The following is a 26,591-nucleotide window of genomic DNA, read 5'->3' on the forward strand; positions in this document are numbered from 1 at the left end:
TCTATTTAACGAGTTTCAGTTCATTGATGATGTTTTTGGCGCCGCCGAGTTTCTCGATGCACCACAGTACATAGCGTACGTCTACGCAGATAGTGCGGTTGAAGGCAGCGTCGAACTGAATTTTGTGGCTCAGCGCTTCGTAGTTACCATCGAAGGCGAGGCCAATCAGTTCACCATTGGCGTTGATGACAGGAGATCCTGAGTTACCACCGGTGATATCGTTGGTGGTGATGAAGCCTACCACCACATCGTTACGTTTAGCGTCTTTATACTGACCGAAATCTTTTTGTTTGTACAGGTCAGCATAGTTGGCAGGCAGATCAAATTCATAATCGCCGGGAACATATTTCTCCAGTACGCCTTTCATGGTTGTTGCATAATCATAGAATACCGCATCGCGGGGAGCGTATGATTTCACCTGGCCGTAAGACACGCGCATGGTGAAATTGGCATCAGGGTATCTGTTGCCGGTAGGCTGCATCTGCATAACACCCTTCAGGTAGGCGCGGCCCAGGTCATTTGTTTTCAGCTGGAACTGTGTGTACAGCGGCTGGTATTTGCCAACATAATTCTTAACGAAGGTGCTGGCGTATGCGAAGGCCGGATCATTCTGCAGGGTTACTGCATCCGGGTTAGCTACAAATGCTTTCCATTTGGCATCGTCCAGGATGATGGTATTGTTCATGACAGCAGCGGCCCATAATTTCCAGGTGTTTTCGTCATCGAGGCTGCCGAACTTATTTTTCAGCGCATCGAAGAAGCCGGCAGGCTGCTGGTCTTTAGGCACGTCGTTGTAGTACATGCGGGCAGTAGCCGCCAGAATTTTCTGGTCGCTGGGTTTATTTTCTTCGCTGAGGAAAGTGGTGCGGGCTTTATCAGCTGCAGCAACTGCCTGAGCGGCTGCATTCTTTGCAGCGCCGGGAGTTACCAGGGCTTTCTCTACGCCCATCAGGGAAGAGGCAAATGCTGTCAGCTGGGAACCGAGGATGCCTTCCGTGAGGTAAATACGGGATTTGGCGTAAGGGCTCCATGCTTTGTAGGCTGCCGCATAATCGCTGAGGATATTGGCGAATTCCGGTTTATCCTGCGCCCATTTGGCAAAGGCCGCTTCGTTTCTTTCCTTTTCTTCCAGTACATGATGTTCTTTCAGCTGTTTGGTTTCGCCGTCAAAGAATTTCCAGTAGTTGGCAATGCTGGCGTAGGAAGATGCCAGCTGCAGTTTTACCGCAGGATCTTTCAGCATCTGTTCCATCATGGCTTTCAGTCTGACATCGCGGAGGTTAACCAGGGAAGGGTTATCCACTTCTGTTTTCAGTTTTATGCCGAAAGAAGTTTCATATCTGTTGGTGCTGCCGGGGTAACCGAAGATCATGGCATAATCATTTTCTTTTACGCCTTTGATGGAAACGGGCAGGAAGTGCTTAGGCTTTAAAGGAACGTTATCTGCTGCATACGGAGCCGGTTTACCGTCTTTACCCGCATAAACGCGGAAAACGGAGAAGTCGCCGGTATGACGGGGCCATTCCCAGTTGTCGGTATCGCCACCGAATTTACCTACGCTTTCGGGCGGGGTACCTACAAGGCGGATATCCTTGTAGCGTTCGTATACAAAAAGGAGGTACTGGTTACCTTTGAACATAGGTACCACTTTAGCTTCATAACCGGTGCCGCTGATGGCTTTGGTGATGATGCCTTCATAAGCCTGTTGTTCTTTCTGTACTCTTTCTGTACCGCTGAGGCCTTTCAATGACTCCTGCATCGGCGCAGTCACATCTTCTACCCGTACCAGGAACTGTACGGATAAAGATCCGGAAGGAATTTCTTCCTGTTTATTTTTGGCGTAGAAACCGTTTTTAAGGTAGTTGTGTTCTACACTGCTGGCAGCAGCAATAGCGCCGTAACCGCAGTGGTGGTTAGTGAAAATCAGCCCTTCGCTGCTCACAATTTCGCCGGTGCAGCCACCACCGAAGATAACAATGGCGTCTTTCAGGGATGCCTTGTTGATGCTGTACAATTGTTCTTTCGTCAGCTTCAGTCCCTTCTTCACCATGTCATTGTAGGTTTGCTGCCCTAATAAATAAGGTAGCCACATGCCCTCATCTGCTTTCGCCCATTTAATGCTGACGCTGAGCAGGAGGAGCAAAACCACTAAATTTTTCTTCATAATTGTTCTGGTTTTGTTTAAAGGACCTCAAACCTAGCTATTTTTTTGTTACCAGCAGTTATAGAAGCGGACATTATGGGTATCATCCTCCCCATAGTCTGTACTTATCAGCAAATATTATTGTTTCTTACCCATCGTTTAATCCTGTAAATTTATTGGCTGATAGCATAAACAAAAAAACTGGAATATGTTTTGATAAAGGGGAGCTGCGTCGTGACCGTGCCAAAATTGTAAATCCGGTATTTCAATAATATTTAAATCTGTACGAACATGAAAAGAATTTTGTTACTGCTGAGCGCTGCCGCCCTTTTTTCCTGTAATCAGAGCAGCCGTCAGGAAGAGGCCAGGGACAGTCTGAAAGAAGATGCCGCGAAACTGAAGGAAGACCTGAAATCTGCCGCAGGTAATGCCGGCGATTACCTGGACGAACAGAAGAAACAGGCGACAGAGGCCATCAATGAGCGTATCAAACAAATTGACCAGACGGCGGATGAACTGAAAAAAGAAGGCACTGAAAAAAGTAAAACTGCGCTGAAAGAGCTGGAAGAACTGAAAGTGGAGATGAACAAAAAGATGAAGGACATCAAAAGCAGCAGCGCCGACGCCTGGGACAGCACCCGTAAAGCTACGGATGAACTGATGAGAAAATCAGACAAGGAGTGGACAGAATTCAAACAGAACTTCAAAGACCTGTTTAAGAAGGACTGACGGCCACCCGGTCAAAATTCCACAATCCTTGTTCCTTGAACTTATTCTTGTAATTTTACCCGTTATAAAACCAATTGGATTTGCTACTTTCTCATTATCAGGATTTATTATTGGAGGCGGGCTGTGATGAAGCCGGAAGAGGGTGTCTGGCAGGACCTGTATTTGCGGCAGCAGTAATTCTGCCCGCAGGATTCAGCCACCCTGTGCTGAATGATTCCAAGCAGCTCAATGCTGCCAACCGCGACATGCTGAGAGGGGTAATTGAGAAAGAAGCACTGTATTTCGCAGTAGCCAGTGTGGATAATGAGGAAATTGACAGGATAAATATTTTAAAAGCTTCTTTCCGGGCCATGCATCTCGCGCTGGAACAGCTGCCGCAGCAACCCGAGTATATTATAGTGGACGGGAACAGGTTTTATGCCTATGGTAATGTTCCCCACGCCTGTATTGTTCAGGGAGATGGTAAATATGCCTCTATTGCAGCAGCATCCATTCTTGCCAAAACGTACCGGGACGAATATATGCAACGGCTGCACACAGAATATCCGCATTTCGGATGGAATGACAACAAAGGATATCCCACAAAGTATCACCGCGATGCTTTGAGGGAACACGGCGAAACGCCTTACCACCGCAAGTCATTCCGTTTGTTGCCGGAACAGCTGGAGTTAGACCTGTAGTAGCTTTCCAGCAAAAAATAGCCGAAAGCTATTCTATATTATTAATTTTGCCCTGATGGGGGAACGATTATGTTAAAGCAGACACAACAGCAGAAGTTATTACAGAAGCTATCACCACAGCAGATTCAGTTAATGAAGCTGCTGCAGGTTCCTACTGTCAACCTCGAAGAAAGAATCAAAGAAGAACTGGAAGAAAATCCTGCCCTGGAATACGGGGAAGATGCGCATGAGGATGAATTTAAAGAGCAGGACGAATTTGACAGTAAGGATGATGAGGACGATTTCGAGCCGGACGGCAGTGAAAATGAGTACGACAATATCGATATTTCTGAATATGTGAGTGAAGGAGATGACGATGTAGCAGATTATAAACTGCGTGACGATAACTATCCCGATCCGGATGAAAGCAACAAGACCATCCCGATCCGGGTAGAAACGTCTTTCCACGAGCACCTGCTCAGCCAGCTGGGTATGCTGGAGCTGGACGGGCATCAGAACACCATCGCAGAGCATATTATCGGCAGCATCGATGACGATGGTTATCTGCGCCGCGAAGTGAGCGCCATGGTGGACGACCTTTCCTTCTCCCAGAATATTGATACAACAGAAGAAGAGATCTACGAGCTGATTAAAAAGATACAGGACTTTGACCCTGCCGGCGTTTGCGCCACAGACCTCAAACAGTGCCTGCTGCTGCAGCTGAAACGTAAGCCGCAGGATGATGAGGGAGTGCATACCGCTTATCAAATCCTCGAAAACTATTTCGACGAATTTACCAAGAAGCATTACGAGAAGATACAAAAGGCACTGGGCCTGAGCGATGAAGCGCTGAAAGCGTCCATCAATCAGATCATTAAGCTGAATCCCAAGCCCGGCGGCAATTACGCCACGCTCAACAAAGCGGAGAGTTACGTATTGCCGGACTTCTTCATACTGAACAATGCCGGTAAGCTGGAGCTAACGCTGAATTCACGCAATGCTCCGGATCTGCGCATTTCAGGCGGCTACCGGGAAATGCTCCGGGAATACGACCGCGGTGATAAAAAAGATAAGCGCCAGAAGGAAGCGGTACTGTTCATCAAACAGAAGATCGATGCCGCCAAATGGTTTATTGACGCCATCAAGCAACGCCAGCATACGTTATTGTCGACGATGGAATCTATCATGGATTACCAGCGGGAATTTTTCCTCACCGGCGATGAAACCACGATGAAGCCGATGATCCTGAAGGATATTGCAGACCGCACGCAGCTTGATATTTCGACGGTGAGCCGTGTTGCCAACAGCAAATATGTACAGACGGAGTTCGGTACCTTCAAACTGAAATTTTTCTTCTCAGAATCCTTATCTACAGACAGTGGAGAAGAAGTATCTACCCGCGAGGTAAAGAAAATTCTTTCTGATCTGATAGAGGCAGAAAACAAGCGCAAGCCGCTGAGTGATGAGAATCTCACCAAAATGCTGCAGGACAAGGGATATAATATAGCACGCCGTACAGTGGCCAAATACCGGGAGCAGTTAAATATTCCGGTGGCCCGCTTACGTAAAGAATTATAAAATAGCAAATGACGCACGAACAAGCAGTATCATTCGGGGATGAACATATGCAACCGCGAACCGTGGAGTTTTCGCCGGTAATGCGCGCGCTCGCGCAGGTGATCTCCTATATTACACATCCGTTGTTTATTCCTACCCTGCTTACTTTCCTGGTACTGCAGTCGATCCCGGAATATATGGTGGCGTTCAGGCCGGTCAGCAAACGGTTTCCGTATGATATTCTGTATTTCAGGGTTATCATCATCAGCCTGTTTTTTCCGTTATTATCGGTGCTGCTGGCCAAATCGCTGGGATTTATCTCCTCTATATATATGAAAACGCAGCGTGACCGTATTATTCCTTACGTGGCGATTATTATATATTATTTCTGGGCATTTTATACCTTTTTACAGGAGGGCCGGGCGCCCCGGTTTTATTCTGCCTTTTTCCTGGGCAGTTTTATTGCGATTGTAATTTCGTTTGTAACCAATAATTTCTGGAAAACCAGTATGCACAGCGTAGGATGGGGCGGAGTAATCGGCTTTCTGCTGTCGCTGATGTGGGGTATGCACATGAATGTGTCTGTACCGCTGGTGATTACCTTCCTGGTGGCCGGCCTGGTAGCTACTGCGCGGCTGGTGCTGCAGGCGCATACGCCGGCAGAGATTTACCTCGGATTTTTTATCGGAATTATCAGTCAGCTGGCAGCGTGCTGGATGCTGGTAATTTAATATAGTTATTTCCCGTTCCCCAATCCCCGTGTTCCGGCTTATACAGCTAAGCAGTTGACAGGGATTGGGGGAAACAAAGGGGGAAAACGAATGGCGAAAACTTCTTTGGGGCTTACCTGGGGCCGGATGCGGTTGTTCCGGTAATGGATGCAAGGCCGCAAGGCAAGGTTAACAAACAATCCTAACAAACATGTGGGGTAACAATCATCAACAACTAAACTTGACAGTACAAAAGTCTGATATTCTATATTGATACTCAAGCGTATAACTACGTTTTTTCAAAATGCAGTAGTTTCCCCCGAAGTCCGCTGAAAAATATTTTCTGAAAGAAAAATTGATTGCGCATATTCAATGCGTAACGGCTTCGCATCTTTGTTATGTCAATGCGGGACAACGGTTTTCAGGAGCTGCCGCACCGGAATGAAGAAGAGAAACAGGGGGATATGAATACTAGTTTTTTTAGCATTAAAAATAAAATGCTAAAAAATTTAGGAAAATTAAAAATTAGGTTTTAATTTAGCATTCCAATCCTGATGTGAATTGCTTTCGATTAAATTTGTAAAAAACAATTACTGATATGTCTACAGCCAATGCAGAAAAACTGAAGGCGTTACGCCTTACAATGGATAAGATCGAGAAGGATTTCGGTAAGGGATCTGTGATGATGATGGGCGAGAAAGCAGAAGCACCCATGGAGGTTATATCAACCGGTTCATTGGGTCTTGATATCGCGCTGGGAATTGGTGGTTTTCCGAAAGGGAGAATCATAGAGATATATGGTCCTGAATCATCTGGTAAAACAACCGTAGCTATACATACTATTGCGGAAGCGCAGAAAAAAGGCGGTATCTGCGCCATTGTGGATGCGGAGCATGCCTTTGACAGCTCTTATGCTAAAAGACTGGGGGTGGATGTGGATTCCCTCCTGATTTCCCAGCCGGATCATGGTGAGCAGGCACTCGAAATTGCCGACCGCCTGATTCTCTCCGGCGCCGTGGACGTGGTGGTAATCGACTCTGTGGCTGCTCTGGTACCCAAAGGTGAGCTGGAAGGTGAAATGGGTGAAAGCAAAATGGGTCTGCAGGCCCGTCTGATGTCTCAGGCGCTGCGTAAACTGACTGCCACCATTTCCAAAACAAACTGCTGCTGCATATTTATTAACCAGTTACGTGAAAAGATCGGTGTTATGTTTGGCAACCCGGAAACAACAACAGGTGGTAACGCCTTGAAGTTCTACGCTTCTGTAAGGCTGGATATCCGCCGCATGAGCCAGATCAAAGATGGCGACGAAGCTGTAGGTAACCGTGTGAAAGTGAAAGTGGTGAAAAACAAAGTAGCACCACCGTTCCGTCAGGCAGAATTTGACATTATCTATGGCCTGGGTATTTCCAAGATGGGTGAAATAATAGATATGGGCGTAGAATACGGAATTATACAGAAAAGCGGTAGCTGGTTCAGCTATGATTCCAACAAACTCGGCCAGGGCCGCGATGCAGTAAAACAACTGCTGAACGATAATCCTGAGCTGTCCGCGGAAATTGAAACAAAAATCAAGGCGAAAATTGCTGAGAAACAGGAAGAGGCTTGATTGTTATGTAATTCCGCCGAAAAAAATGAATAAGACTCTTTTAAACATACATAGAAGTTAGTTTTAGTTTTAGTAAGCATTGGGTTAGTATGCACATCCCTGCCTTATCCTGGGCGGGGATTTTTCTTAGAAGTTAGCACCAAAAGCAATTAGCCATCAGGTGTAATGCCAACAGCCAGTTACCCTGACGGCTAAACGCTAAAAAGCCGCTCCGATAACGGAGCGGCTTTTTTATCACTAGTTACATCTTACTAAATAACTATTATGCTTCTGCCTTCATGCTTTTTGCAGATTTCTTACGCTCTTCTTCATCCAGAATGGTTTTACGCATACGGATGTGGTTAGGCGTAACCTCAATGCACTCATCATGCTGGATGTACTCCATACATTCTTCCAGTGTCATCAGGATCTTAGGTGCAATGTTCGCAGCGCCATCGCTACCGCTCGCACGCATGTTGGTCAGTTTCTTTCCTTCATTAGGATTCACCACCAGATCACCCGGCTTATTGTTTTCACCGATGATCATACCCTTGTACACTTCTTCTCCCGGATCAACGAAGAAAGATCCTCTGTCCTGCAGCTTATCGAGAGAGTAAGCAGTAGTGCTACCCGCTTCTTTCGCAATCAGTACACCATTGTTACGGCCAGGGATAGCGCCTTTCCAGGCTTTATAGTCATTAAAGCGGTGGGCCATTACAGCTTCACCGGCAGTTGCTGTCAGCATCTGGGTACGCAGACCAATCAGACCACGGGAAGGAATTTCAAATTCCAGGTGCTGCATTTCACCTTTGGTTTCCATGATCAGCATCTCACCTTTACGGCGGGTTACCAGGTCAATAACCTTGCTGGCGAATTCCTGCGGAACATCTACCACCAAAGTTTCGTATGGTTCACATTTTTTACCGTCAATCTGTTTCACGATTACCTGTGGCTGACCAACAGTCAGCTCGTAACCTTCACGACGCATGGTTTCAATCAATACGCCTAAGTGCAGGATACCACGGCCGTAAACCAGGAAGCTATCAGCACTGTCTGTATCTACTACGCGCAGCGCCAGGTTCTTCTCAGTTTCTTTCATCAGACGGTCACGCAGGTGACGGGAAGTCACGAACTTACCATCTTTACCAAAGAACGGAGAGTTGTTGATACCGAACAGCATGTTCATGGTCGGCTCATCCACACTGATAACCGGCAGGGCTTCCGGAGCTTCCGCATCGGCAATGGTATCACCGATGTTGAATCCTTCAATACCTACTACGGCGCAAATATCTCCGGCAAATACTTTACTTACTTTTCTCTTACCCAGTGCTTCGAAGATGTACAGCTCGCGTACTTTCTGTTTCTTGATAGTACCATCAGCCTGCATCAGGGAAATCCACTGATTCTCTTCAATAGCATTACGGGTAACTTTACCTACAGCAATACGCCCCAGGAAAGAAGAATAGTCCAGGGAAGTAATCTGCATCTGCAGGCTACCTTCTGGTGTCTTCGGCTCAGGTACGTGTTCCAGGATACCATCCATTAACGGTGTAATGTCTGCGCACTGCTCCAGGGAACTGTTGAACCAGCCGTTTTTACCGGAACCGTAGAAGGTCGGGAAGTTCAGCTGATCTTCAGTAGCATCCAGGTTGAAGAACAATTCAAATACAGCGTCGTGTACTTCATCCGGACGGCAGTTAGCCTTGTCCACTTTGTTGATAACAACAATTGGTTTCAGATTCAGCTGTAATGCTTTCTGCAACACAAACCGGGTTTGTGGCATCGGGCCTTCAAAAGCATCCACCAACAGGATTACACCATCAGCCATTTTCAATACGCGCTCTACCTCACCACCAAAGTCGGCGTGGCCCGGCGTATCAATCACATTAATTTTGGTGCCCTTGTATTCAACAGAAGCGTTCTTGCTGAAAATAGTGATACCACGCTCTCTTTCAAGATCGTTACTATCCATGATCAGCTCTCCCGATTCCTGGTTAGCCCGGAATACATTGGTCTGATGAAGGATTTTGTCAACCAGGGTAGTTTTACCGTGGTCTACGTGTGCAATAATAGCAATATTACGAATGTTCATATGCGTATGTCTTTAGCTATCAGCCATTAACAAAATTTACGCTAATAGCTACAAAAATGAGGCGCAAAGGTACGAAAACATAGCGAGAATGAAGGAAGTCGTCTTTTAAATAAATGTAACCATTTAGTCACTTATATTTATGGGGGCGCAAATAACTAATAATCAATTGGTTATTAATTACGAATTACAAATTGCGAATTACGAATGAAAAGCGGAGAGCGAAGCGGATAATACTATTCAGTATCCGCTTCGCTCTCCGCTTTTCATTCGTAATTCGCAATTTGTAATTCGTAATTATCTTTTCTATTTCATCAATTTCAATACATACTCCAGCGCACTCTGATTAGCAGGATTATCCAACGCATGCGCTATATCCAGTTTTTCGCGGGAAGTAAGATGCCAGGACAATGCAGCTCCCTTATCCTGTTGCTGCGGTACGTACTGGAATATAATACGGTGGAACTTATCCGGGAAGTATCCTTCCATATAGTTCAGCAAATCATCCTGGTCAAAGTCCTGCATGGCGCTCCAATGCTGCTGCATGGTAAACAACGGCTCAAAAAGCAGGTCACCCAGGTCTTTGGTTTTCTTGATCGGGGAAATATCATTTTTCCGGGTATCGCGTATCTGCAGGTATACAACTCCGCTGGTATTTTCATTGATCCACTTACTGAATGTATAGAGATAGCGCAATGAGGTCTGCTGTCCAAAGTTATCTCTGATACCGGCATCCATTACATCTACAATAGGGCTGCTGGGCAGGAACGCGTTAGGCAGCACATACGGAAAAGTTGCACACATCCGGATGGCGCTGGTAACACGCAGGTCCATAGCATCCTGCGCAGCGAAGTACTGCCCGAAATCCACACCATCTATATCCCGCACCTGGCGTGTGGGATACAGGTATTGCGGACTACATAAATAACTGATCGGTTGCGGAGATATCATCAGCCTGCGGCCATCTGCATTAATGGTGGCATTCCATATCAGCATCGGAATACGGGCCTGCCGCTCCGGCTCCCTATAGTCTTTCAGTTGCTTGTTCAGCACACTGTCAGTATTCTGATTCAGCTGCATCTCAAAGGCATATCCTCTGTCCTTGGCATAGTGGTTGTTTCCTTCCCTGAAACTCCGCCATGGCGTAATGAAATCATTTACAGCCATTGCGCTGAACACCGAGTTCAGCAGGTCGCGGGAAATTCTTTCTGCATAAATACTGTCCCACAGCCGGATTGGTTGCCCCGATTGCTGCCTGTAGTACAATTCCCTGAAATAGCTCGCTCCCATCATGCCTCCGGATGCACCGGTCATCAGCACGGTATGCTTCAGCAATTGTCCATGCAGCAGGCTGTCCAGCCGCTGCAATACGTTGAGTGACCATGTTGCAGACCGGCTCCCTCCCCCGCTGAAATTCATCACAATCAGCCTGGGCTTTTTATCTGCCGGAAACTGCGATCTCCACGTTTTCAATATTTCTAAGGTCTGCGCTTTATCTGCTTCTGACTTCTCCCGCGTGAAAAATGTCTGTAACGCACCCACACTGTATTCCGGCCGCTCTTTCTTCTGCCGGTAATTCAGCCCGTAAGCCTTGTTACGGTTATCTACCCAGTTGTGCTCCACCATCCAGTTAAGGCCGAACAAAATTACCAGCAGCACCGGTATGGACCATGTCTGTAACATATAGGAATATGCCCCGGCTACCCCGATGAGGAATGCAAAAAATATCAGCACGCTGGCGCCGGCCGGAATTCTGAACACATCATAATCCATCATGTAAGCCAGTATTACCAGAAATATCAATGCACACCCCACTGTTATCATCGCTGCGAAGTGGTGTTGCTTCAGGATGCTGTCCAGATAATGCTTGTTGTAATGATCTACATTTCTTGCCCTTCTGATCCGCCAGGGAGTGGAGAAGTAATTATGTACAGGCAGCGCATTTTCATCCGGCTCCTGTGTAGGTTTCAATATGGTTCTCAGAAAATTACGGGGATTGCCGAAACGCCTTTCCAGTCTTCGGCCTATATTCTTATCTGCATTAAAAAAATAAAAAAAACAGAAGAAGATGATAAACAACAATCCGCAGATATACCCTTCCCCTAGCAATAATATTTCAGGTACGCTGCTCAGCTGCTCATGCCGTTGATACGACCACATACGATACAGCAGACAGATAGCGAAAGCCAGCGGAATGATGGAATTATTCAGGCAGTAGCGAAAGAAAGGTTGTGAGGTAGTAGCCAGAAATTTAAATCTGCCGGTATGCAGGATAAAAGTTGTGATCTGCCAGCTCATTATAAACATACCGGTAGCCAATCCCAGAATAGTAGTACTGTAAAAATTCACCTTCCCCAGATATTCCGGCGCCAGAAACAAAGCATCCCCGCCAAATACCTTAGCAAAGCCCCCGTTAATAGTGCTGAAAAGAATAATCCAGAAGATGAGTAACACCTGGTACTTTCTGAAATGCAGCAACAGCAACTGAATAGGAAAAGAATAGTACGTTTTTATTAGCAGTAACTTCAGCTTCATCTGGCGATTATTACCAATAAACCTACGTAAAAATCGCCAATCATTTCATTATTTAATTATTTGAGATGTAGTTATTTAAAATGCAGCGAAGACTTTCGCGGACATACTCACAAAAGTCTTCGCTGCATTTTAAATAACTACATCTCAAATAATTAAATAATGAAATGTCGGTTACTCCGAACCCTTCGTAAGGTAAAGGGTCCATACGAGTGATAGCAGCAGCAGCATGCCTACGCATTGATGCAGGATGCCATATGTGATAGGTATTTTTACCTGGCTGTTTAACAGTGTGAGTACGCCCAGTAATACCTGCAGCAATACCAGTAGCAACGGCAGATAACGGATACCGTGTAACAGACTGCTGGCGGGAGTTTGGGCTGACTTCCACCACCAGATGGCAATCAGGATGGTAATCAGATAAGCCAGGCCGCGATGGATGAACTGAATCGTGATAGTATTATGAGCAATGTCTGTAAAGAATCCGCCCTGTGTGAACATACCGGCGGGCACCCAGGTACCGTTGATATCCGGCCAGGTATTGGCTACCAGCGCCGCGTGTAACCCGGCCATGAATGCGCCGTATACCAGCTGTACAGCTACCAGGGCCAGCAGCCAGAGGTTGAGTTTCTTCAGGAATTTAGCAGATAATATTTCCGTTTGCGGAATGCTGATTTTCAGGGCGAACCAGAAAAGGTAGCACAGCAGCACCAGTGCGGACATAAAGTGAACGGCCAGCCGGATATGGCTTACATACAGGTTTTCGTCATTCAGGCCGCTCTTCACCATAATCCAGCCGATAGCGCCCTGCAATGCGCCCAGTACGAAAAGTATAATCAACGGATTGATCATACTCCTGTTAATCTTCTTTTTTACAATGAAATATATAAACGGCACAATAAACACAATACCGATCAGCCGTGCCCAGTCGCGGTGCAGCCACTCCCAGAAATAAATAAACTTGAAGTCCGATAAGGTAAAGTGACTGTTAACATATTTATACTGGGCAATCTGCTTGTATCCGTCAAATGCTTTCTGCCAGGCAGCTTCGTTCATAGGAGGAAATGCGCCCAGAAGAGGCTGCCATTCCGTTATCGATAACCCGGACCCTGTTAAACGGGTCAGCCCGCCCAATAATACCTGTATTATCAGCATTCCCACGCCTATATATAGCCAGATGGCTACCGGTCTGTTATTCTTTATATTGACTGCTTCCATAAACGGTGCAAAAATAGTGAATTAGGGTTCTCCAAATACTCACATTCTTTTAACAATCGCGTAATATTCTGTTAACGCTGGAATCGGAGCTTTGCATCGAAAATTAAACGGCACCATTGTATTAGCTAATACCGCCCTCATTAAAAACGACAATACAGTTAAAAAAATAATGTCATGAAACACTTACGTTTTGTTTTAGCACCCAAAGTTGCAATGATTTTATTCGCTACTATTCTCATCCCGTTTGTTCAGATGTCAGCGCAGGCAAACCCTTTTGCGTTCAACAGCAAGAAATTTGTGCATGAAGAACCACTGCCCATTGAGAAAAGAGCTTTCAGCATCTCTATCGCTCAACTGGACAAAGACTCCCTGCATTTTCAGCTTTCTGTTGAAAATCCTGATAACGAAAAGCTCACGCTTTATATAAAAGACAGTTTCAATAATACACTCCACCGCGAAGTATTACCGGCAACTGTGAAATTCGAAGCCCGCTATAACCTCCAATCCCTGGAAGATGGCGAGTACATCTTCGAAGTAAGAAGCGGTAAAAACAAACTGGGCGAAAAAGCTATCGGTATCAAGACCCAGACGCAGGTAAACAGAATGGTATCTGTTGAGAAGTAATTACGAATTACGAATTGCGAATTACGAATTAAGCGAAGATAAAAGCGAAGAAGCCGTCAGGAAATATCCTGGCGGCTTCTTCGCTTTTATCTTCGCTACAATCTTCGCACCTCATTCGTAATTCGTAATTCGCAATTCGTAATTGCCCGCAGGGCCCCTTATATGTTCAGGGATTCGTACAGAACGTCGAACATTTTCCCGCGGGTATTGAGGGCTGATATTTTCGTATTGGCGCCTCCGTTAGGGTAGACGCGGTTGCTCAGGAAAATGAAGACAATATTACTGGCGGGGTCTGCCCATACACAGGTGCCGGTGAAGCCGGTATGTCCGAAAGTGGCGCCGGATGGATATTTGGCAGGATAGCTTTCCCGGCGGGAGCTATTGTCTTTTTCCGGTTTATCAAATCCCAGTCCGCGACGGCTGATATTACTGTTATAGGCGGTGAATAATTTAACGGTTTCGGGCTTAAAGTATTGGTTACCATTAAAATAGCCATTATTCAGCAGCATCTGCATCAGAATGCCCAGGTCATGGGCATTGGAATATAAACCGGCATGGCCGGCTACGCCCCCCAGCATGGCTGCGCCCGGATCGTGCACATCTCCGCGCAGCAACTGCATCCTGAAAAAATGTTCATGCTCCGTTGGCACCAGCAAAGCCACCGGAAAGCGTTCTCTTGGCAGAAACCCCGTGGTAGCCAGCCCCAGCGGTTTATAAAATGTTTCACGTACGTAGTCATTCAGCTTCTTTCCTGTTACCTGCTCCACTACCCTGCCCAGGAACAGGAAATCCAGGTCGCTGTACACATAGCCCTGATGCGGAGTTACCTTGCTGTCCAGTATTCTTTTCCAGATGGTATCTTCAAAGCGGCGGTCCATATACATATCGTCGGCAACCCTTACAGACCAGGCGCTGTCCTGCATATCATGGTACAGCAGCGTATCGGGCTCTCCGCCGGGATACAAAGTTTCCTTGTAGAAGGGAATGAAAGGGACCAGTCCGGCCTGGTGCAGCAGCACATCACGTATTTTCAGCCTGGCTTTGTCTGTTCCCTGCACAAAGGGAAGATAATCGCCCAGGGTGGCGTCAAGGCTCACTTTCCCTTCGTCATACAGGCGCATGATGGAGATAGTAGTTGCGCAGACTTTCGTTACGGAGGCCAGGTCATAGATGGAGCGCGGTGATACCGGCTCCTGCCGGTTGTATTCATAATGGCCGAAGCAGCGGTTATACACCACTTTGCCGTCTTTCATGGCCAGTACCTGACAGCCGGGAGCGGCGCCACGGGTAATCATATCCGCCGCCAGTCCGTCAATTCTCAATAATGTCTGTTCATTCATGCCTACCAGTGCGGGCGCGGCTTCCGGCAGCACGGTATATTGATTCACCTCGTAAGTGATGCCGGTACCGGCAGGGTAAGCCGGACAAACGCTCACCGGCAGTTTTCCTTTAGGGCCGAGTTTGCCGAAGAGAAGGTCTGCCGCCACCCGCTGGGTGGTGCTGTCATCTTCATAAGCGGCCACCATTACCGGCGCATCGCACCAGTGCTGCAACGCATAGGGATTACCGAATACAACGGTGGCAGATGGCATTTCCGTTTGCAGCTGGCGTACTATCAGCCGCTGGGCCAGCGACAGGCCAAAATTATTGGCCGGGCGGCGGCTGAAGTTATGCACACTGATGATAACGGCTTTATAGTCGCGCTGGATGCGCGATACAATGGGTGCTATCTGGTCTACCGACTGGCGTGCAGTGAAAATAAAGGCATCCGTTCCGGGCTTGTATGCTTTGACGGACTGAATAAATTCGTTGTTCACATCAGCGCCTACTGCGATGACCGCCAGTTTCTGCTGGGTCATGGCAGGTGAGAACGGAATGAGGTCTTTCTCATTCTTCACCAGGGTAATCGCACTTTGTGCAATCCGGCGGCGCAGGGAGTCCGTTTGTACATTCAGGTCTTCTGCAAGATGGTTCAGGTCTATCTGTTGCGGCTTCCAGAGGCCCAGGTTGTATTTGGCGCGCAGCACTTTTTTCACACGGGCGTCTACTTCTTCCTGGCTGATCTGTCCTTTCCTGATAGCTTTCTGAATAGCGGTCACACTGCCGGCGGCCGTGGACGGTAATATCATGAGATCGTTGCCCGCCAGCAGAGACTGGGCGGACTCCTGTCCTTTTGAGTAAAATTTGGCAATGCCCTTCATTTCAAGTGCGTCCGTTACCACCAGGCCGTCAAATCCCATTTCATCTTTCAGCAGTTTTGTTACTGCATTGTAGGAGATGGAGGTGGGGGTATTGGCTTTTTTATCGATGGCGGGAATGTACAGATGCCCTACCATAACGGAGCCTACGCCAGCGGCGATAGCTTCCCGGAACGGATATAACTCCAGGGAATCCAGTGCATTGCGGGTTTTGTTGATAGAAGGGAGATCAAAGTGAGAATCCACATTGGTATCACCATGACCGGGGAAATGCTTGGCACAGGCCATCACGCCCACGCTCTGCATACCTCTGATGGTGGCTACGCCGAGGCGGGCCACCTGGTATTTGTTTTCCCCGAAGGAGCGGTCGTTGATAACCGGGTTGTTGGGGTTGTTATTAACATCCATATCCGGGGCAAAGTCGATATGGATACCGAGGCGGCGGCACTGTTCCCCGATGATGCGGCCGGCATCATACGCCAGGGCTGTATCCCTGGTGGCGCCGATCATCATGTTACGGGGCAGGCTGATGACGCTGTCCAGGCGCATGCCCAGGCCCCACTCTCCGTCTATCGAAACGAGCAGCGGCACTTTGGAGATGGACTGGTAGTAATTGGTGAGGTTAGCTTGTCTGACAGGTCCGCCCTGGAAGAAGATGACGCCTCCGACTTTATTCTCCTGTATATCCTTTACCACGGCGTTAATATGATCTTGTCCCAGATTGGAATGAGCCCGGATAACAATAAGCTGGGCAATACGTTCGGCCGGGGTGAGCGACTGGAAAACGCTGTCGGCCCATTGCGCAGCTTTGTCCTGTTGCGGATTTATCTGTCCGCTGATCTTTTTTTGCTTTTTCTTGTTGATAATTCCGGGAGGCAAGGGAATGGCGCTTCCGGTCATTAACAAGCCTGTAAGTCCTGCAACCAGTAATTGTTTCCTCATATCATAAACTTACAAATAATCGGCAAGAATTTATGTGCCTAAGGCTGACTATCAATTAATTATTAATATTAATAATATGATTTTGTTAGGTATCGGGATATTCGTTAAATTAGAATATGATATTTGAAGATAATTCATAGATTCTCTATAAAACTTAAAATATCTTTACTATTTTGTCGAAAACTTTTATATTTTTTAACCAATCGCAATTTTAATTACCAATACATTCAACTGTTTGTTATATTTGCAACCTTGCGAGTAAAGTAGATTTAAATAAAACATGGTCAATCTCATTTTATTTGGCCCTCCCGGAAGCGGCAAGGGTACCCAAAGTGCTAAGATTATTGATAAGTACGGGCTGATTCACCTCTCCACCGGCGATTTGCTTCGTAGTGAGATAGGCGAAAAAACCCCTTTAGGCCTTGAAGCCAAGAAGTTCATGGATCAGGGTTTACTGGTTCCGGACGAAGTGGTTATCGGCATGATCAGCTCCAAGCTGGATGCAAACCCTGATGCAAGAGGTTTCATTTTTGATGGTTTTCCGCGCACTACTGCTCAGGCAGAAGCTCTCGATAAATTACTGGCCCTGAAAAAAACGGCCATTTCTGTGGTATTATCCCTGGAAGTTCCTGAGGATGAGCTGATAAAACGCCTGCTCAACCGCGGATTAACCTCCGGCCGCAGTGACGACGCCTCAGAAGGCGTTGTGAAAGCCCGTATCGTGGAATATCATAATAAAACCGCTCCTGTGGCGGATCACTACGCTAAATTCGGCAAGTTCAAAAAGGTAAAGGGCGACGGTACCGAAGAGGAGGTATTTGAGTTACTCAGCCGGGAGTTGAATGAGCTGGTGGCTGAAAAAGTGTAAACCAGCACTCACAAAGGCTTTCATTAAATTTTTATACAACGCAGAGATTGTAGGTTAATGGTACTTGGTACAGGTGATGTACTAATTACCCTAAACTTGACGATCTTTGCGTTTTATTTTTATGTTGCTGGCTGTACAGCAACCCTTCAAAAATTCGAGAATTGTGGAAAAAGCAAACTTCGTAGATTATATCCGTGTATTTTGTAAATCCGGTAAAGGCGGTGCTGGCAGCATGCATTTCATGCGTACCAAATTTAATGCACAGGCCGGTCCGGACGGAGGAGACGGGGGCAGAGGCGGGCACGTTATTTTAAGAGGTAATTCACAGCTGTGGACCCTCCTCCATCTCCGCTGGCATAAAAACCTGCTGGCTGAAGACGGGGAAAACGGCAGTGGCGACAACTGTACCGGAAGATTCGGGAAAGATATTATCATCGAAGTGCCGCTGGGTACGCAGGCGAAAGATGAAGAAACAGGTGAAGTAGAAGCCGAAATCCTCCATGATGGCCAGGAAGTAATCTGGCTGCCCGGCGGACAAGGAGGAAGAGGTAATGCCTACTTTAAATCCGCCACCAACCAGACACCGGAATATGCCCAACCCGGCATGCCCGGCCGCGAAGGCTGGAAAGTTGTGGAACTCAAAGTACTGGCTGATGTGGGCCTCGTTGGCTTCCCCAACGCCGGTAAATCCACCCTCCTCTCCACCATCACCGCCGCTAAACCCAAAGTGGCTGACTATGCCTTCACCACCCTCACCCCTCAGCTGGGCATGGTGGAATACCGCGATAATAAATCATTCTGTATGGCTGATTTACCCGGTATCATTGAAGGTGCGCACGAAGGAAAAGGATTAGGACATCGTTTTTTGAGACATATTGAAAGAAACGCCGTATTATTATTCCTTATTCCGGCTGACAGTCCCGATCACCGAAAAGAGTTCGATGTGCTCGTGAATGAGCTGGAACAATATAATCCCGAGCTGCTGGATAAACAATTTCTGCTGGCCATCAGTAAAAGCGATATGCTGGACGATGAGCTGAAAGCTGCCATATCTGCGGAATTACCTGAAAATGTACCGCATGTGTTTATCTCGTCTGTAACACAACAAGGGCTCAGTGAGCTGAAAGATATACTTTGGTCTGCCCTTACAGATAAAAATAACCAGGTAAATACGGCGGATACCGTAGAAGCAGAATAACCCGTGCAGTATGAAGGGATAACAACGCCAACGTTCGTTTTATAGGATCCCACATACCATGAAAACACTTTTTAAACTTGTCGCGCCTGCAATTGTATTGTTGTCCTGCCAGCAAACAGTTCCTCCTGAAAAAGAAAGGCCCGTACAAATTGATACCATGCAGCTGATAGCGCCACCCGCGCAATCAGCTGTAAAGGTAGCATCCAATGAAGTCTCTGTTGTGAGCCGCGACAGCACCACCTACGTGCGTTTCGGTGACTGCTACTTTTCCCTGGACTGGATTACGCCCAATACCCAGCGGAATGATTTTGAACTCCACCCGGATACCATCTTCTTTACACTGGCGCCTAAACGCACCATCGAAGGCCAGATGATTGCCATCACCACCGGTGAATCAGAAAAGATAAAAGTGGCTCAAAGCTATGAAACCAGTATGGTGGCCGGCCACCAGCTGCTGCGCAAATGGAAGCATCACCGGGGCGCCTGGGAACACCTTACCGCCGAAGCCAATAACTTCTACATCTGCCGTAAATACTCCGCGTCAGAACGCTCCCGTTTTCCGGAAACCACCCTGGCAGATCTGCAGCTGCATGCAAATAAAACTGGTAATAAAGAACTTGTCAGAGCAGTTTCTCTCCTGGACACCTTACCCAAAGCAGCTATCAGCAGCTACTTCCTCCGGGTAAACGGCACCATCCGCAATTCCCCGCTCAGGATCAACAAAGTGCTGATCATCGATGTAACACTATAACTGATACGTATATTTACATAAATCCTCTCTGATGAAATATTCTCTTCTCTGCCTCTTCGCCTGCTGCCTGTATTTCACAGCCGCCCACACTGCGGCCGGACAACTCACAACGCTCTCGCCTGCTTCCCCAGACAGCCTGCCCGGCACCTACACGGGAAAATTCGGCAGCACACCTATCTTTATTCATCTTCACCACCCGGATGGAAATAAAGTTACCGGCTATAATATTCACAAAGGTCTGCGCCGCGAATTCAGCGGCTATGTCACACCCAAAGGCGACTCATTTCTTGTTTCACTGAGTGAACCCGGCGATAATCCTTTCGATGGAAAATTTCTCCTCACCTTCGATAAAAATTTTACGCAGGCTACCGGCTCCTGGACGCCTGTCAACGGTAAAGATAAAAGCCCTACCTGGTTTAATCTTATCAGAACCACCGCCATGCCAGGCGAAAAGTAATGCTGTAATAAAAGTCACATCTAACTGTACCGCCTATACGTTATCCGCCACGTGAACTTATGGTTAACCGGTATTAATCCCATGAATGTAGTATTAGCTGAATGGATAATGTAGTTATCTTGTCAAAAACTATCCCATTCCTATGATCATGATTGGTACCATATTCACTGGTAGTATACACTATTACGAAGACCAGGGAATCCGATCTAAATTTTTTATGCTGGGGCTGCCGCTGTTTCCCCTGTCCACCTACTACAAACTTGCCGGCAACAAAGCCATTGCCATTCCTATCAATGGTAAAAGCATATGGAAGGGCTATTCACGCACTACCTTGCTGGCCATGGGTATTGCCGGCGTTATGTTTGCCCGTGAACTTTCACTTCCGCAACTGTTGCTCGCACTGGCGGCATTACTGAACGGCCTCTATTCCTGGATGACGTTTCCGGTAACCGGCAAAAAAGAAGAAGCTACCCGCAGTTATATTTCCCGCGCATTTGAATACAATATGCTACCTGAGTTGCTGCCACCGAAAATACGGTTCGCCCTGTATGAAGAACTGGAAAATGTATGCAATACCACCCTGGGTATTGGCGCCGATTGGGAAGCCATGATAGCACAGGAAGATATCAGTGAACATAATAAATACCTGCTGTTCACCATGGCGCATTACAATTATGTTATTACCGGGGAAGAAAAGTATGCAGCGATGAAAGAAAAAATTTTGTCCATACACCTCTCACCGGTGATGGCGCTGGTATAAAACAAAAACCGGTAATGCAGACGCATCTCCGGTTTGCTGATTATCGGCTGTACTTAACAGTATTGGGTTTTACAACTCCGGCGGGCAGAACAACATGGCTGTACACAAGCAGTTGCGAAAGTTTTTGCCCGCCAGGACAGGATAGTTAATGCAGCTTTTACAACCATCCCAGAAAGCAGGGTCCGTCGTAATTTCGGTATAGGTTACCGGCTCAAATCCAAGCCGGGTATTTAATTTCATCACCGGAAAACCGGTAGTGATACTGAATATTTTTGCAGATGGATATAATAAACGGCTTAATTCAAAAATCTTCTGTTTGATAGCTGCCGCCACTTTCAGCCCTCTGAAAGCCGGTGCTACTATCAGCCCGCTGTTGGATACAAAGCGGCTGTTCTGCCATCCCTGGATGTAAGAAAAGCCCGCCCAGATACCACTTTTGGTGAAAGCAATCACCGCTTTTCCTTCCAGTATTTTTTCTTTGATCGTCAGCGGATTACGTCTGGCAATACCTGTTCCTCTCACTTTGGCAGATGCTTCCATCTCTGCCACAATGGGAAGGGCAAAGTCAACATCGGCAGAAGTGGCCACCCTGACCACTATCTCCTCATCTGTTTCCATTGTTACTGATTTGTTGTTGGATATAAAGACTATATATGGAATCGGGTATCAGCGAATAAATGCGGATGCGGCTTACCGCGTCGCCGGTCGGCACACTGGATATTACCGGCAGAAACACCCTGGTGATAGCACTCCTGACTACTTCATTCCCCCGCTCATATAGCTTTCCTGCCAGCTGCAGGCATTTGCCTGCAACGCTGAAATTCTGTTCCCGCAACTGCTTCCCGGTGTATTCACTCAGACAACTAACGGTGTCGTATATATGAAAAATCGCCGGGAACTGATGCAGGGCTTTTTTAAGTGCCGGTATATTATCTTCAATATAGGCCGGCACTTCATATTGGTTTATCATGGCTTAGCATTCGTTGTTAATAAACCATATATGCCAAAACCTGTTCCACTTACCGGCACAAAACCACGTAACCCGCTACAGACAATAGGAAATGTCCAAATAGTTAATCTTAGCCATCGGAAAACCCTTCAGTTTTTGCATGGCGGCTTGCAGAAAGTGAAATTTTAATTACGAATTACGAATTGCGAATTACGAATGTAAAAGCGAAGAGCTAAGCGTAGATTAAAGGTGATAACTATAAATTATCCGCTTTAATCTACGCTTAGCTCTTCGCTTTTACATTCGTAATTCGCAATTCGTAATTCGCAATTCCCGCTTTAAGCCGCCGCTCTCAGCACCACTTTCCTTGGCTTTTTCTTCTTCATGGTTCTGTTAATCCATAGAATGGTGCCGGTGGTGGGAAAGGTAGCGCCCAGGAGGGCGAGGATGAGGGCAAATATTTTTGAAGGCATGCCAAAGATGGAGCCGGTATGCAGCGGTTTGATGGTGCCACGGATTTTTTGTCCGAGGTTGCGCTCTGCGAAGGTCTGGGACTGCAGTACTTTTCCGCTGAACTGATCCAGGTAATAGGTAGTGGTAGCGCCTTCATGCAGGGCGCCGGCAGGTAGCAGGCTGACTGTAAATGCAGCGGCAGTGTCTTTGTCTTTGGGCGCGCTCAGGGAGTAGTATACAGCATCCGGAGCCTGTTGCTTCACCTGTGCCAGTGCAGCTTCGTAGCTGATGGTCGAGTGGGTGGCGGCAGTATCTGCTACAGATGCCGGCGCTTCCATTGCTTTGGGGGAAGTGCCCAGGGCAGCATACATGCCTTTGTTAAACCATTCGAAGGACCAGGTAAGGCCGGTGAACACAGATACAAACAGGAACAGGGAGGTGTAAAAGCCCAGTACAATGTGCATATCGTGGTTAATCCGTTTCCAGCCGCTGTCCCATTTCACTTTGAGGCGTTGGCGGAGGATATTACGTGTTTTAGGCCACCAGAGTATGATGCCTGTCAGCAGTATAAAAAAGAAGATCAGCGTGCTGATACCCGTGATCATTTTACCGGTGTCGCCGGCCAGCAGCCAGCGGTGCAACGAGAAGATCCTGTAATAAAATGTTTTCTGATAGCTGTAGAGTTCAATAATTTTTCCGGTGTAGGGGTTCACGTACGCGGTGCGGCCGCCCTTCTCCTTCTTTCCTTTTTCTCCGCCAGGTTTCGCCGGTTGTTTTTTTCCTTCTCCGGCAGCCTTGTTTTCTTTACCGCCTTTCTTTTCATCCAGTACTACCGCCAGCGTACGGGCAGGATCTGCAAAAACCTGTATACGGGATATTCCTGCGCCAGGCACCTGTTTCTTAACGCCTGCCGCTATTTCATCCAGCGGGAGCCGGTTGCCGGCAGGCTGAACATAATAACGGTCATGGTTAAACGCTTCTGTTAATTCTTTTTCAAATACAAGCAGTGCACCGGTAATGCAGCTGATTGTAATCACCAGCCCGGCAGCCAGGCCCAGGTACAGGTGAATACGCCTAAAAAAAACTTTCATATTAGATTGATCCAGCTGCAAAGGTGCATCGCGCGCGGGGGAATATAACCGCCTACACGGAAAATCATTTACGCAATCGGGAAAAATTCCGGCAGGAGAAGCCTTATTTTTTTCCCGTATACAAAAAGGGCGCAGGTATCATTACTGATACCTGCGCCCTAACTATTTGATATACAATATTATAATAATCCGCCAAGCATACCGCCTGCCGCATTCTTCATTTCGCCTTCAAAAGCAGCTTCCGCTTCTTTCAGTGCACGGTTCAGCGCCGTCAGCAGCAGGTCTTCCATTTCTTCCTTACGCTCAGGAGCAAACAGCTGTTCCGCAATATCAATGCTTTTTACCTGACGGTTGCCGTCTACCACTACTTTCACTGCACCGTCGCCCGCTGTACCTTCCAGGGTAACGTTTGCCAGCCGCTCTTTTCCTTCTTTCATTTTTTGCTGGATCTGTGTCAGCTTACCTAATATGTCCAAACCAAACATAACTTGTGTGTTTTTTAGAACTGTAAAGATACGCCTTTACTGCGGGCTGTCACAAGGCTTTTGATATGCGATATTTATCACATACGAATGTCTGACAATAACAATTACGTATCTTACTGGCAGGTAATTACTATCAGCAAAAAAATGGAAACAAAAGTTTGTATCATAGGCGCCGGTCCCGGTGGCGCCTGCGCCGCATTACAGCTGGCACAACTGGGCATTGAATGTATCGTTGTTGACAAAGCCGTTTTTCCGAGAGATAAAGTTTGTGGAGATGGCCTCAGCGGCAAAGTGCTCACCATACTTGAGCGCATTGATAAAGGCATCGGTGAACGCCTGCAGCAGGCCGCCTTTAAAATGGACAGCTGGGGAGTCACCTTTGTGGCGCCCAACCGTATCGGGATGGACATCCCCTATAAACCTGATTACCAGAAACATAAGAATGATCCCAGAGGGTTTGTCTGCAAACGTATTGATTTCGACAACTTCCTGGTAGAAGAGCTTAAACGCCGCCCTGAAATCCGTTTATTCGAAGGCGTTAGTATCGACAATTACCGCCTCGAAGCGGATGGCTACTACCTGTCCGACAAAGAAGGGACTTTTCAGGTGAAGGCAGATGTGATACTCGTGGCCAACGGCGCCCACTCCGCCTTTACCAAAGATGTAGCGGGTATCAAAATGGAACCGGAGCATTATGTTGCCGGCATCCGCGCCTATTATAAAGGCATCTCCGGACTGCATACCGACAACTTCATTGAACTGCACTTCCTGAAAAATATGTTGCCGGGATACCTCTGGATATTCCCGCTGCCCAACGGTGAAGCCAACGTGGGCGTAGGTATGCTCAGCAATACCGCGCGCAACAAAAAGATAAACCTGAAAAAGCTCATGCTGGACACACTTGCCACCGATGCCACCATGCAGGACCGTTTTAAAAATGCGGAACTTGTGGGAACAATTGATGGATACGGTCTGCCATTGGGCAGTAAAAAAAGGAAACTGCACGGAGAAAGATATATGCTCATCGGCGATGCCGGTTATCTCATCGATCCTTTCACCGGCGAAGGCATCGGCAACGCGCTCTACTCCGGCAGAATAGCCGCCCAGCAAGCCGCAGCTGCCATCTCCGCCAACAACTTCTCCGATAAGTTCTTCGACGCCTACGATGAAAACGTTTACCGCATCCTGGGCCCCGAACTGGAAGTAAGTACCAAACTGCAAAAACTTATCAAGTACCCCTGGCTGTTTAACCTGCTGATGAAAATGGGCTCCCGTAATAAACAACTGAAAGAGCTGATGTCATGCATGTTCCACGAAGTAGATCTTCGTAAGAAACTGGGCAACCCATTATTCTATGTAAAACTGTTGTTCAACCGATAAATCCTTTTTTGTGAGATACCTGAGCAGACTAGCCACCATCCTGTTATTTCCTGCTGCCTTAAACGCACAGACATCTACCATGGAAAAAACACCGGATACCCGTAAACCACAGATCAGTGCCAAAGTTGCCAGCCAGCTGGCAGCGCTGCCCCTGAAATGCATGGACCAGCCGTTCCCTTATAAAACCGGTATCGTATTCTCTGACAGCTCACTGCTGACAGCGCCGGAGAATTATCATCCGGCCTTCTATGGCTGCTTTGACTGGCACAGCAGCGTACACGGCCACTGGATGCTGGTACGGCTGCTCAAGATGTTCCCCGATATGGAAAAGGCAGACCAGATCCGCACCAAACTGGCCCAGCATCTTACCGCTGCCAATATTCAAACGGAACTGCAGCTGTTTAAAGGGAAAGAAAATAAAAGCTTTGAACGCATCTACGGCTGGAGCTGGCTGCTGCAGCTGCAACGCGAACTGCAGACATGGAACGATCCGCTGGGAAAAGAACTCAGCAAAAATGTAGCGCCACTGGCACAACATTTTGCCAAAGCCTACATCGATTTCCTGGGAAAAATCATGTATCCCATCCGTGTGGGCGAACATACCAACCTGGCCTTCGGACTATGCCTGGCATGGGATTACGCCAAAACCACGGATGACAAGGCATTACAGACTGCCATCCGCGATGCTGCCATGCGCTTCTACTCCGGCGATATCAATGCACCCGTTGCCTGGGAGCCCGGTGGCTACGACTTCCTCTCTCCCAGCCTGGAAGAGGCGGATCTGATGCGCCGTATACTGCCGCAGCAGCAATACCGCACATGGCTATACGCTTTCCTGCCCGGCCTCTTCAAAACACCCATTACCATTCTGGCCCCCGGTCAGGTAAAAGACCGTACTGACGGCAAACTGGTACACCTCGACGGCCTCAATCTCAGCAGAGCCTGGTGCCTGGAAGCTATTGCCCGCCATGGCGGCAAAAACCAGCAGGCCATTCAGGCCCTGGCTGATCAACACCTCCAGACTTCATTCCACCAGGTAGCCAGCGGCGACTACGCCGGCGAACACTGGCTCGCCTCCTTTGCCGTTTACCTGCTTACCGCAGAACAACAATAAGTGTTAATCAATTACGAATTGCGAATTACGAATTGCGAATGAGAAGCGAAGACATAAGCGGATACTAAATTCTTCATCCGCTTATGTCTTCGCTTC

At 47.4% G+C, this 26,591-nt stretch carries 22 protein-coding genes; 13 read left to right on the forward strand and 9 right to left on the reverse strand.

Annotation, left to right across the window (positions count from 1 at the left end):
- Position 1 precedes the first annotated feature (1 nt).
- The gene (locus GWG06_RS17365) at positions 2-2,164 is read right to left on the reverse strand and encodes a S46 family peptidase (RefSeq protein WP_160714669.1); all 2,163 of its coding nucleotides are present in this window, start codon (positions 2,162-2,164) and stop codon (positions 2-4) included.
- A 270-nt stretch (positions 2,165-2,434) separates the two neighbouring features.
- Between GWG06_RS17365 and GWG06_RS17370 the strand changes: the two genes are divergently transcribed.
- From GWG06_RS17370 to recA, 5 genes are all read left to right on the forward strand, one after another.
- On the forward strand, positions 2,435-2,872 hold the full coding sequence (locus GWG06_RS17370) for a hypothetical protein (protein WP_160714671.1): 438 nt from the start codon (positions 2,435-2,437) through the stop codon (positions 2,870-2,872).
- Between the two features lie 80 nt (positions 2,873-2,952).
- The gene (locus GWG06_RS17375; protein WP_160714673.1) at positions 2,953-3,552 is read left to right on the forward strand and encodes a ribonuclease HII; all 600 of its coding nucleotides are present in this window, start codon (positions 2,953-2,955) and stop codon (positions 3,550-3,552) included.
- Between the two features lie 69 nt (positions 3,553-3,621).
- A complete protein-coding gene (gene rpoN, locus GWG06_RS17380; protein ID WP_127043952.1) occupies positions 3,622-5,109 on the forward strand; it encodes an RNA polymerase factor sigma-54 in 1,488 nt (495 codons plus the stop codon).
- Positions 5,110-5,117: 8 nt separating this feature from the next.
- Complete coding sequence (locus tag GWG06_RS17385; protein WP_127043951.1) at positions 5,118-5,819, forward strand: hypothetical protein; 702 nt, start codon at positions 5,118-5,120, stop codon at positions 5,817-5,819.
- 577 nt (positions 5,820-6,396) lie between these two features.
- Positions 6,397-7,407: a recombinase RecA gene (recA, locus tag GWG06_RS17390; protein ID WP_127043950.1), complete on the forward strand. Its 1,011-nt coding sequence runs from the start codon at positions 6,397-6,399 to the stop codon at positions 7,405-7,407.
- A gap of 262 nt (positions 7,408-7,669) precedes the next feature.
- Here the strand turns inward: recA and typA are convergent, their stop codons facing one another.
- The 3 genes from typA to GWG06_RS17405 form a co-directional block, all read right to left on the reverse strand.
- A complete protein-coding gene (typA, locus tag GWG06_RS17395) occupies positions 7,670-9,478 on the reverse strand; it encodes a translational GTPase TypA (protein WP_160714675.1) in 1,809 nt (602 codons plus the stop codon).
- A gap of 303 nt (positions 9,479-9,781) precedes the next feature.
- Positions 9,782-12,010: a patatin-like phospholipase family protein gene (locus tag GWG06_RS17400; RefSeq protein WP_127044595.1), complete on the reverse strand. Its 2,229-nt coding sequence runs from the start codon at positions 12,008-12,010 to the stop codon at positions 9,782-9,784.
- Positions 12,011-12,181: 171 nt separating this feature from the next.
- On the reverse strand, positions 12,182-13,225 hold the full coding sequence (locus GWG06_RS17405) for a COX15/CtaA family protein (RefSeq protein ID WP_127044624.1): 1,044 nt from the start codon (positions 13,223-13,225) through the stop codon (positions 12,182-12,184).
- Between the two features lie 174 nt (positions 13,226-13,399).
- On the opposite strand from GWG06_RS17405, the gene GWG06_RS17410 reads away from it, so the two are divergent.
- Positions 13,400-13,849, forward strand: a complete 450-nt coding sequence (locus GWG06_RS17410; RefSeq protein WP_127044623.1) for a hypothetical protein — start codon at positions 13,400-13,402, stop codon at positions 13,847-13,849.
- A gap of 158 nt (positions 13,850-14,007) precedes the next feature.
- Here the strand turns inward: GWG06_RS17410 and GWG06_RS17415 are convergent, their stop codons facing one another.
- Positions 14,008-16,989, reverse strand: coding sequence for a serine hydrolase domain-containing protein (locus GWG06_RS17415; RefSeq protein WP_160714677.1), 2,982 nt, complete (start codon positions 16,987-16,989; stop codon positions 14,008-14,010).
- A 280-nt stretch (positions 16,990-17,269) separates the two neighbouring features.
- On the opposite strand from GWG06_RS17415, the gene GWG06_RS17420 reads away from it, so the two are divergent.
- The 5 genes from GWG06_RS17420 (at position 17,270) to GWG06_RS17440 (ending at position 21,023) form a co-directional block, all read left to right on the forward strand.
- Positions 17,270-17,857 (forward strand): adenylate kinase, encoded by a 588-nt coding sequence (locus GWG06_RS17420; RefSeq protein WP_160714679.1) that lies wholly within the window; start codon positions 17,270-17,272, stop codon positions 17,855-17,857.
- A 163-nt stretch (positions 17,858-18,020) separates the two neighbouring features.
- Positions 18,021-19,055 carry a GTPase ObgE gene (obgE, locus tag GWG06_RS17425; RefSeq protein ID WP_202183046.1) on the forward strand — a complete coding sequence of 345 codons (1,035 nt, stop codon included), beginning with the start codon at positions 18,021-18,023 and terminating at the stop codon, positions 19,053-19,055.
- 58 nt (positions 19,056-19,113) lie between these two features.
- Positions 19,114-19,806 (forward strand): hypothetical protein, encoded by a 693-nt coding sequence (locus tag GWG06_RS17430; RefSeq protein ID WP_127041773.1) that lies wholly within the window; start codon positions 19,114-19,116, stop codon positions 19,804-19,806.
- A gap of 31 nt (positions 19,807-19,837) precedes the next feature.
- Positions 19,838-20,263 carry a hypothetical protein gene (locus GWG06_RS17435; protein ID WP_127041772.1) on the forward strand — a complete coding sequence of 142 codons (426 nt, stop codon included), beginning with the start codon at positions 19,838-19,840 and terminating at the stop codon, positions 20,261-20,263.
- Between the two features lie 142 nt (positions 20,264-20,405).
- Positions 20,406-21,023, forward strand: coding sequence for a hypothetical protein (locus GWG06_RS17440; RefSeq protein WP_127041770.1), 618 nt, complete (start codon positions 20,406-20,408; stop codon positions 21,021-21,023).
- 69 nt (positions 21,024-21,092) lie between these two features.
- Here GWG06_RS17440 and GWG06_RS17445 read toward each other — a convergent pair whose 3' ends face one another.
- The 4 genes from GWG06_RS17445 to GWG06_RS17460 all read right to left on the reverse strand — a co-directional run bounded on the left by GWG06_RS17445 (position 21,093) and on the right by GWG06_RS17460 (position 24,001).
- Positions 21,093-21,641, reverse strand: a complete 549-nt coding sequence (locus tag GWG06_RS17445; RefSeq protein ID WP_160714681.1) for an N-acetyltransferase — start codon at positions 21,639-21,641, stop codon at positions 21,093-21,095.
- A complete protein-coding gene (locus tag GWG06_RS17450; RefSeq protein ID WP_127041766.1) occupies positions 21,628-21,993 on the reverse strand; it encodes a DUF7674 family protein in 366 nt (121 codons plus the stop codon). The genes GWG06_RS17445 and GWG06_RS17450 overlap by 14 nt, the downstream gene beginning before the upstream one ends.
- Before the next feature lie 317 nt (positions 21,994-22,310).
- Complete coding sequence (locus tag GWG06_RS17455) at positions 22,311-23,516, reverse strand: PepSY-associated TM helix domain-containing protein (RefSeq protein WP_160714683.1); 1,206 nt, start codon at positions 23,514-23,516, stop codon at positions 22,311-22,313.
- Positions 23,517-23,695: 179 nt separating this feature from the next.
- Positions 23,696-24,001: a YbaB/EbfC family nucleoid-associated protein gene (locus GWG06_RS17460; protein WP_127041762.1), complete on the reverse strand. Its 306-nt coding sequence runs from the start codon at positions 23,999-24,001 to the stop codon at positions 23,696-23,698.
- 87 nt (positions 24,002-24,088) lie between these two features.
- On the opposite strand from GWG06_RS17460, the gene GWG06_RS17465 reads away from it, so the two are divergent.
- Positions 24,089-25,381 (forward strand): NAD(P)/FAD-dependent oxidoreductase, encoded by a 1,293-nt coding sequence (locus tag GWG06_RS17465; RefSeq protein ID WP_235938396.1) that lies wholly within the window; start codon positions 24,089-24,091, stop codon positions 25,379-25,381.
- 10 nt (positions 25,382-25,391) lie between these two features.
- The gene (locus GWG06_RS17470) at positions 25,392-26,495 is read left to right on the forward strand and encodes a DUF2891 domain-containing protein (protein ID WP_235938397.1); all 1,104 of its coding nucleotides are present in this window, start codon (positions 25,392-25,394) and stop codon (positions 26,493-26,495) included.
- Positions 26,496-26,591 lie beyond the last annotated feature (96 nt).

This window comes from Chitinophaga solisilvae, from assembly GCF_009928525.1.
Taxonomy (GTDB): Bacteria; Bacteroidota; Bacteroidia; order Chitinophagales; family Chitinophagaceae; genus Chitinophaga; species Chitinophaga solisilvae.

Coding starts and splice junctions, on each gene's coding strand:
- recA (WP_127043950.1), top strand. CDS start 6,397: ATGTCTACAGCCAATGCAGAAAAACTGAAGGCGTTACGCCTTACAATG.
- GWG06_RS17420 (WP_160714679.1), top strand. CDS start 17,270: ATGGTCAATCTCATTTTATTTGGCCCTCCCGGAAGCGGCAAGGGTACC.
- GWG06_RS17445 (WP_160714681.1), bottom strand. CDS start 21,641: ATGGAAACAGATGAGGAGATAGTGGTCAGGGTGGCCACTTCTGCCGAT.
- GWG06_RS17385 (WP_127043951.1), top strand. CDS start 5,118: ATGACGCACGAACAAGCAGTATCATTCGGGGATGAACATATGCAACCG.
- GWG06_RS17440 (WP_127041770.1), top strand. CDS start 20,406: ATGATCATGATTGGTACCATATTCACTGGTAGTATACACTATTACGAA.
- GWG06_RS17465 (WP_235938396.1), top strand. CDS start 24,089: ATGTCTGACAATAACAATTACGTATCTTACTGGCAGGTAATTACTATC.
- GWG06_RS17400 (WP_127044595.1), bottom strand. CDS start 12,010: ATGAAGCTGAAGTTACTGCTAATAAAAACGTACTATTCTTTTCCTATT.
- rpoN (WP_127043952.1), top strand. CDS start 3,622: ATGTTAAAGCAGACACAACAGCAGAAGTTATTACAGAAGCTATCACCA.
- GWG06_RS17430 (WP_127041773.1), top strand. CDS start 19,114: ATGAAAACACTTTTTAAACTTGTCGCGCCTGCAATTGTATTGTTGTCC.
- GWG06_RS17415 (WP_160714677.1), bottom strand. CDS start 16,989: ATGAGGAAACAATTACTGGTTGCAGGACTTACAGGCTTGTTAATGACC.
- GWG06_RS17460 (WP_127041762.1), bottom strand. CDS start 24,001: ATGTTTGGTTTGGACATATTAGGTAAGCTGACACAGATCCAGCAAAAA.
- GWG06_RS17365 (WP_160714669.1), bottom strand. CDS start 2,164: ATGAAGAAAAATTTAGTGGTTTTGCTCCTCCTGCTCAGCGTCAGCATT.
- GWG06_RS17435 (WP_127041772.1), top strand. CDS start 19,838: ATGAAATATTCTCTTCTCTGCCTCTTCGCCTGCTGCCTGTATTTCACA.
- GWG06_RS17370 (WP_160714671.1), top strand. CDS start 2,435: ATGAAAAGAATTTTGTTACTGCTGAGCGCTGCCGCCCTTTTTTCCTGT.
- typA (WP_160714675.1), bottom strand. CDS start 9,478: ATGAACATTCGTAATATTGCTATTATTGCACACGTAGACCACGGTAAA.
- GWG06_RS17450 (WP_127041766.1), bottom strand. CDS start 21,993: ATGATAAACCAATATGAAGTGCCGGCCTATATTGAAGATAATATACCG.
- GWG06_RS17405 (WP_127044624.1), bottom strand. CDS start 13,225: ATGGAAGCAGTCAATATAAAGAATAACAGACCGGTAGCCATCTGGCTA.
- GWG06_RS17455 (WP_160714683.1), bottom strand. CDS start 23,516: ATGAAAGTTTTTTTTAGGCGTATTCACCTGTACCTGGGCCTGGCTGCC.
- GWG06_RS17410 (WP_127044623.1), top strand. CDS start 13,400: ATGAAACACTTACGTTTTGTTTTAGCACCCAAAGTTGCAATGATTTTA.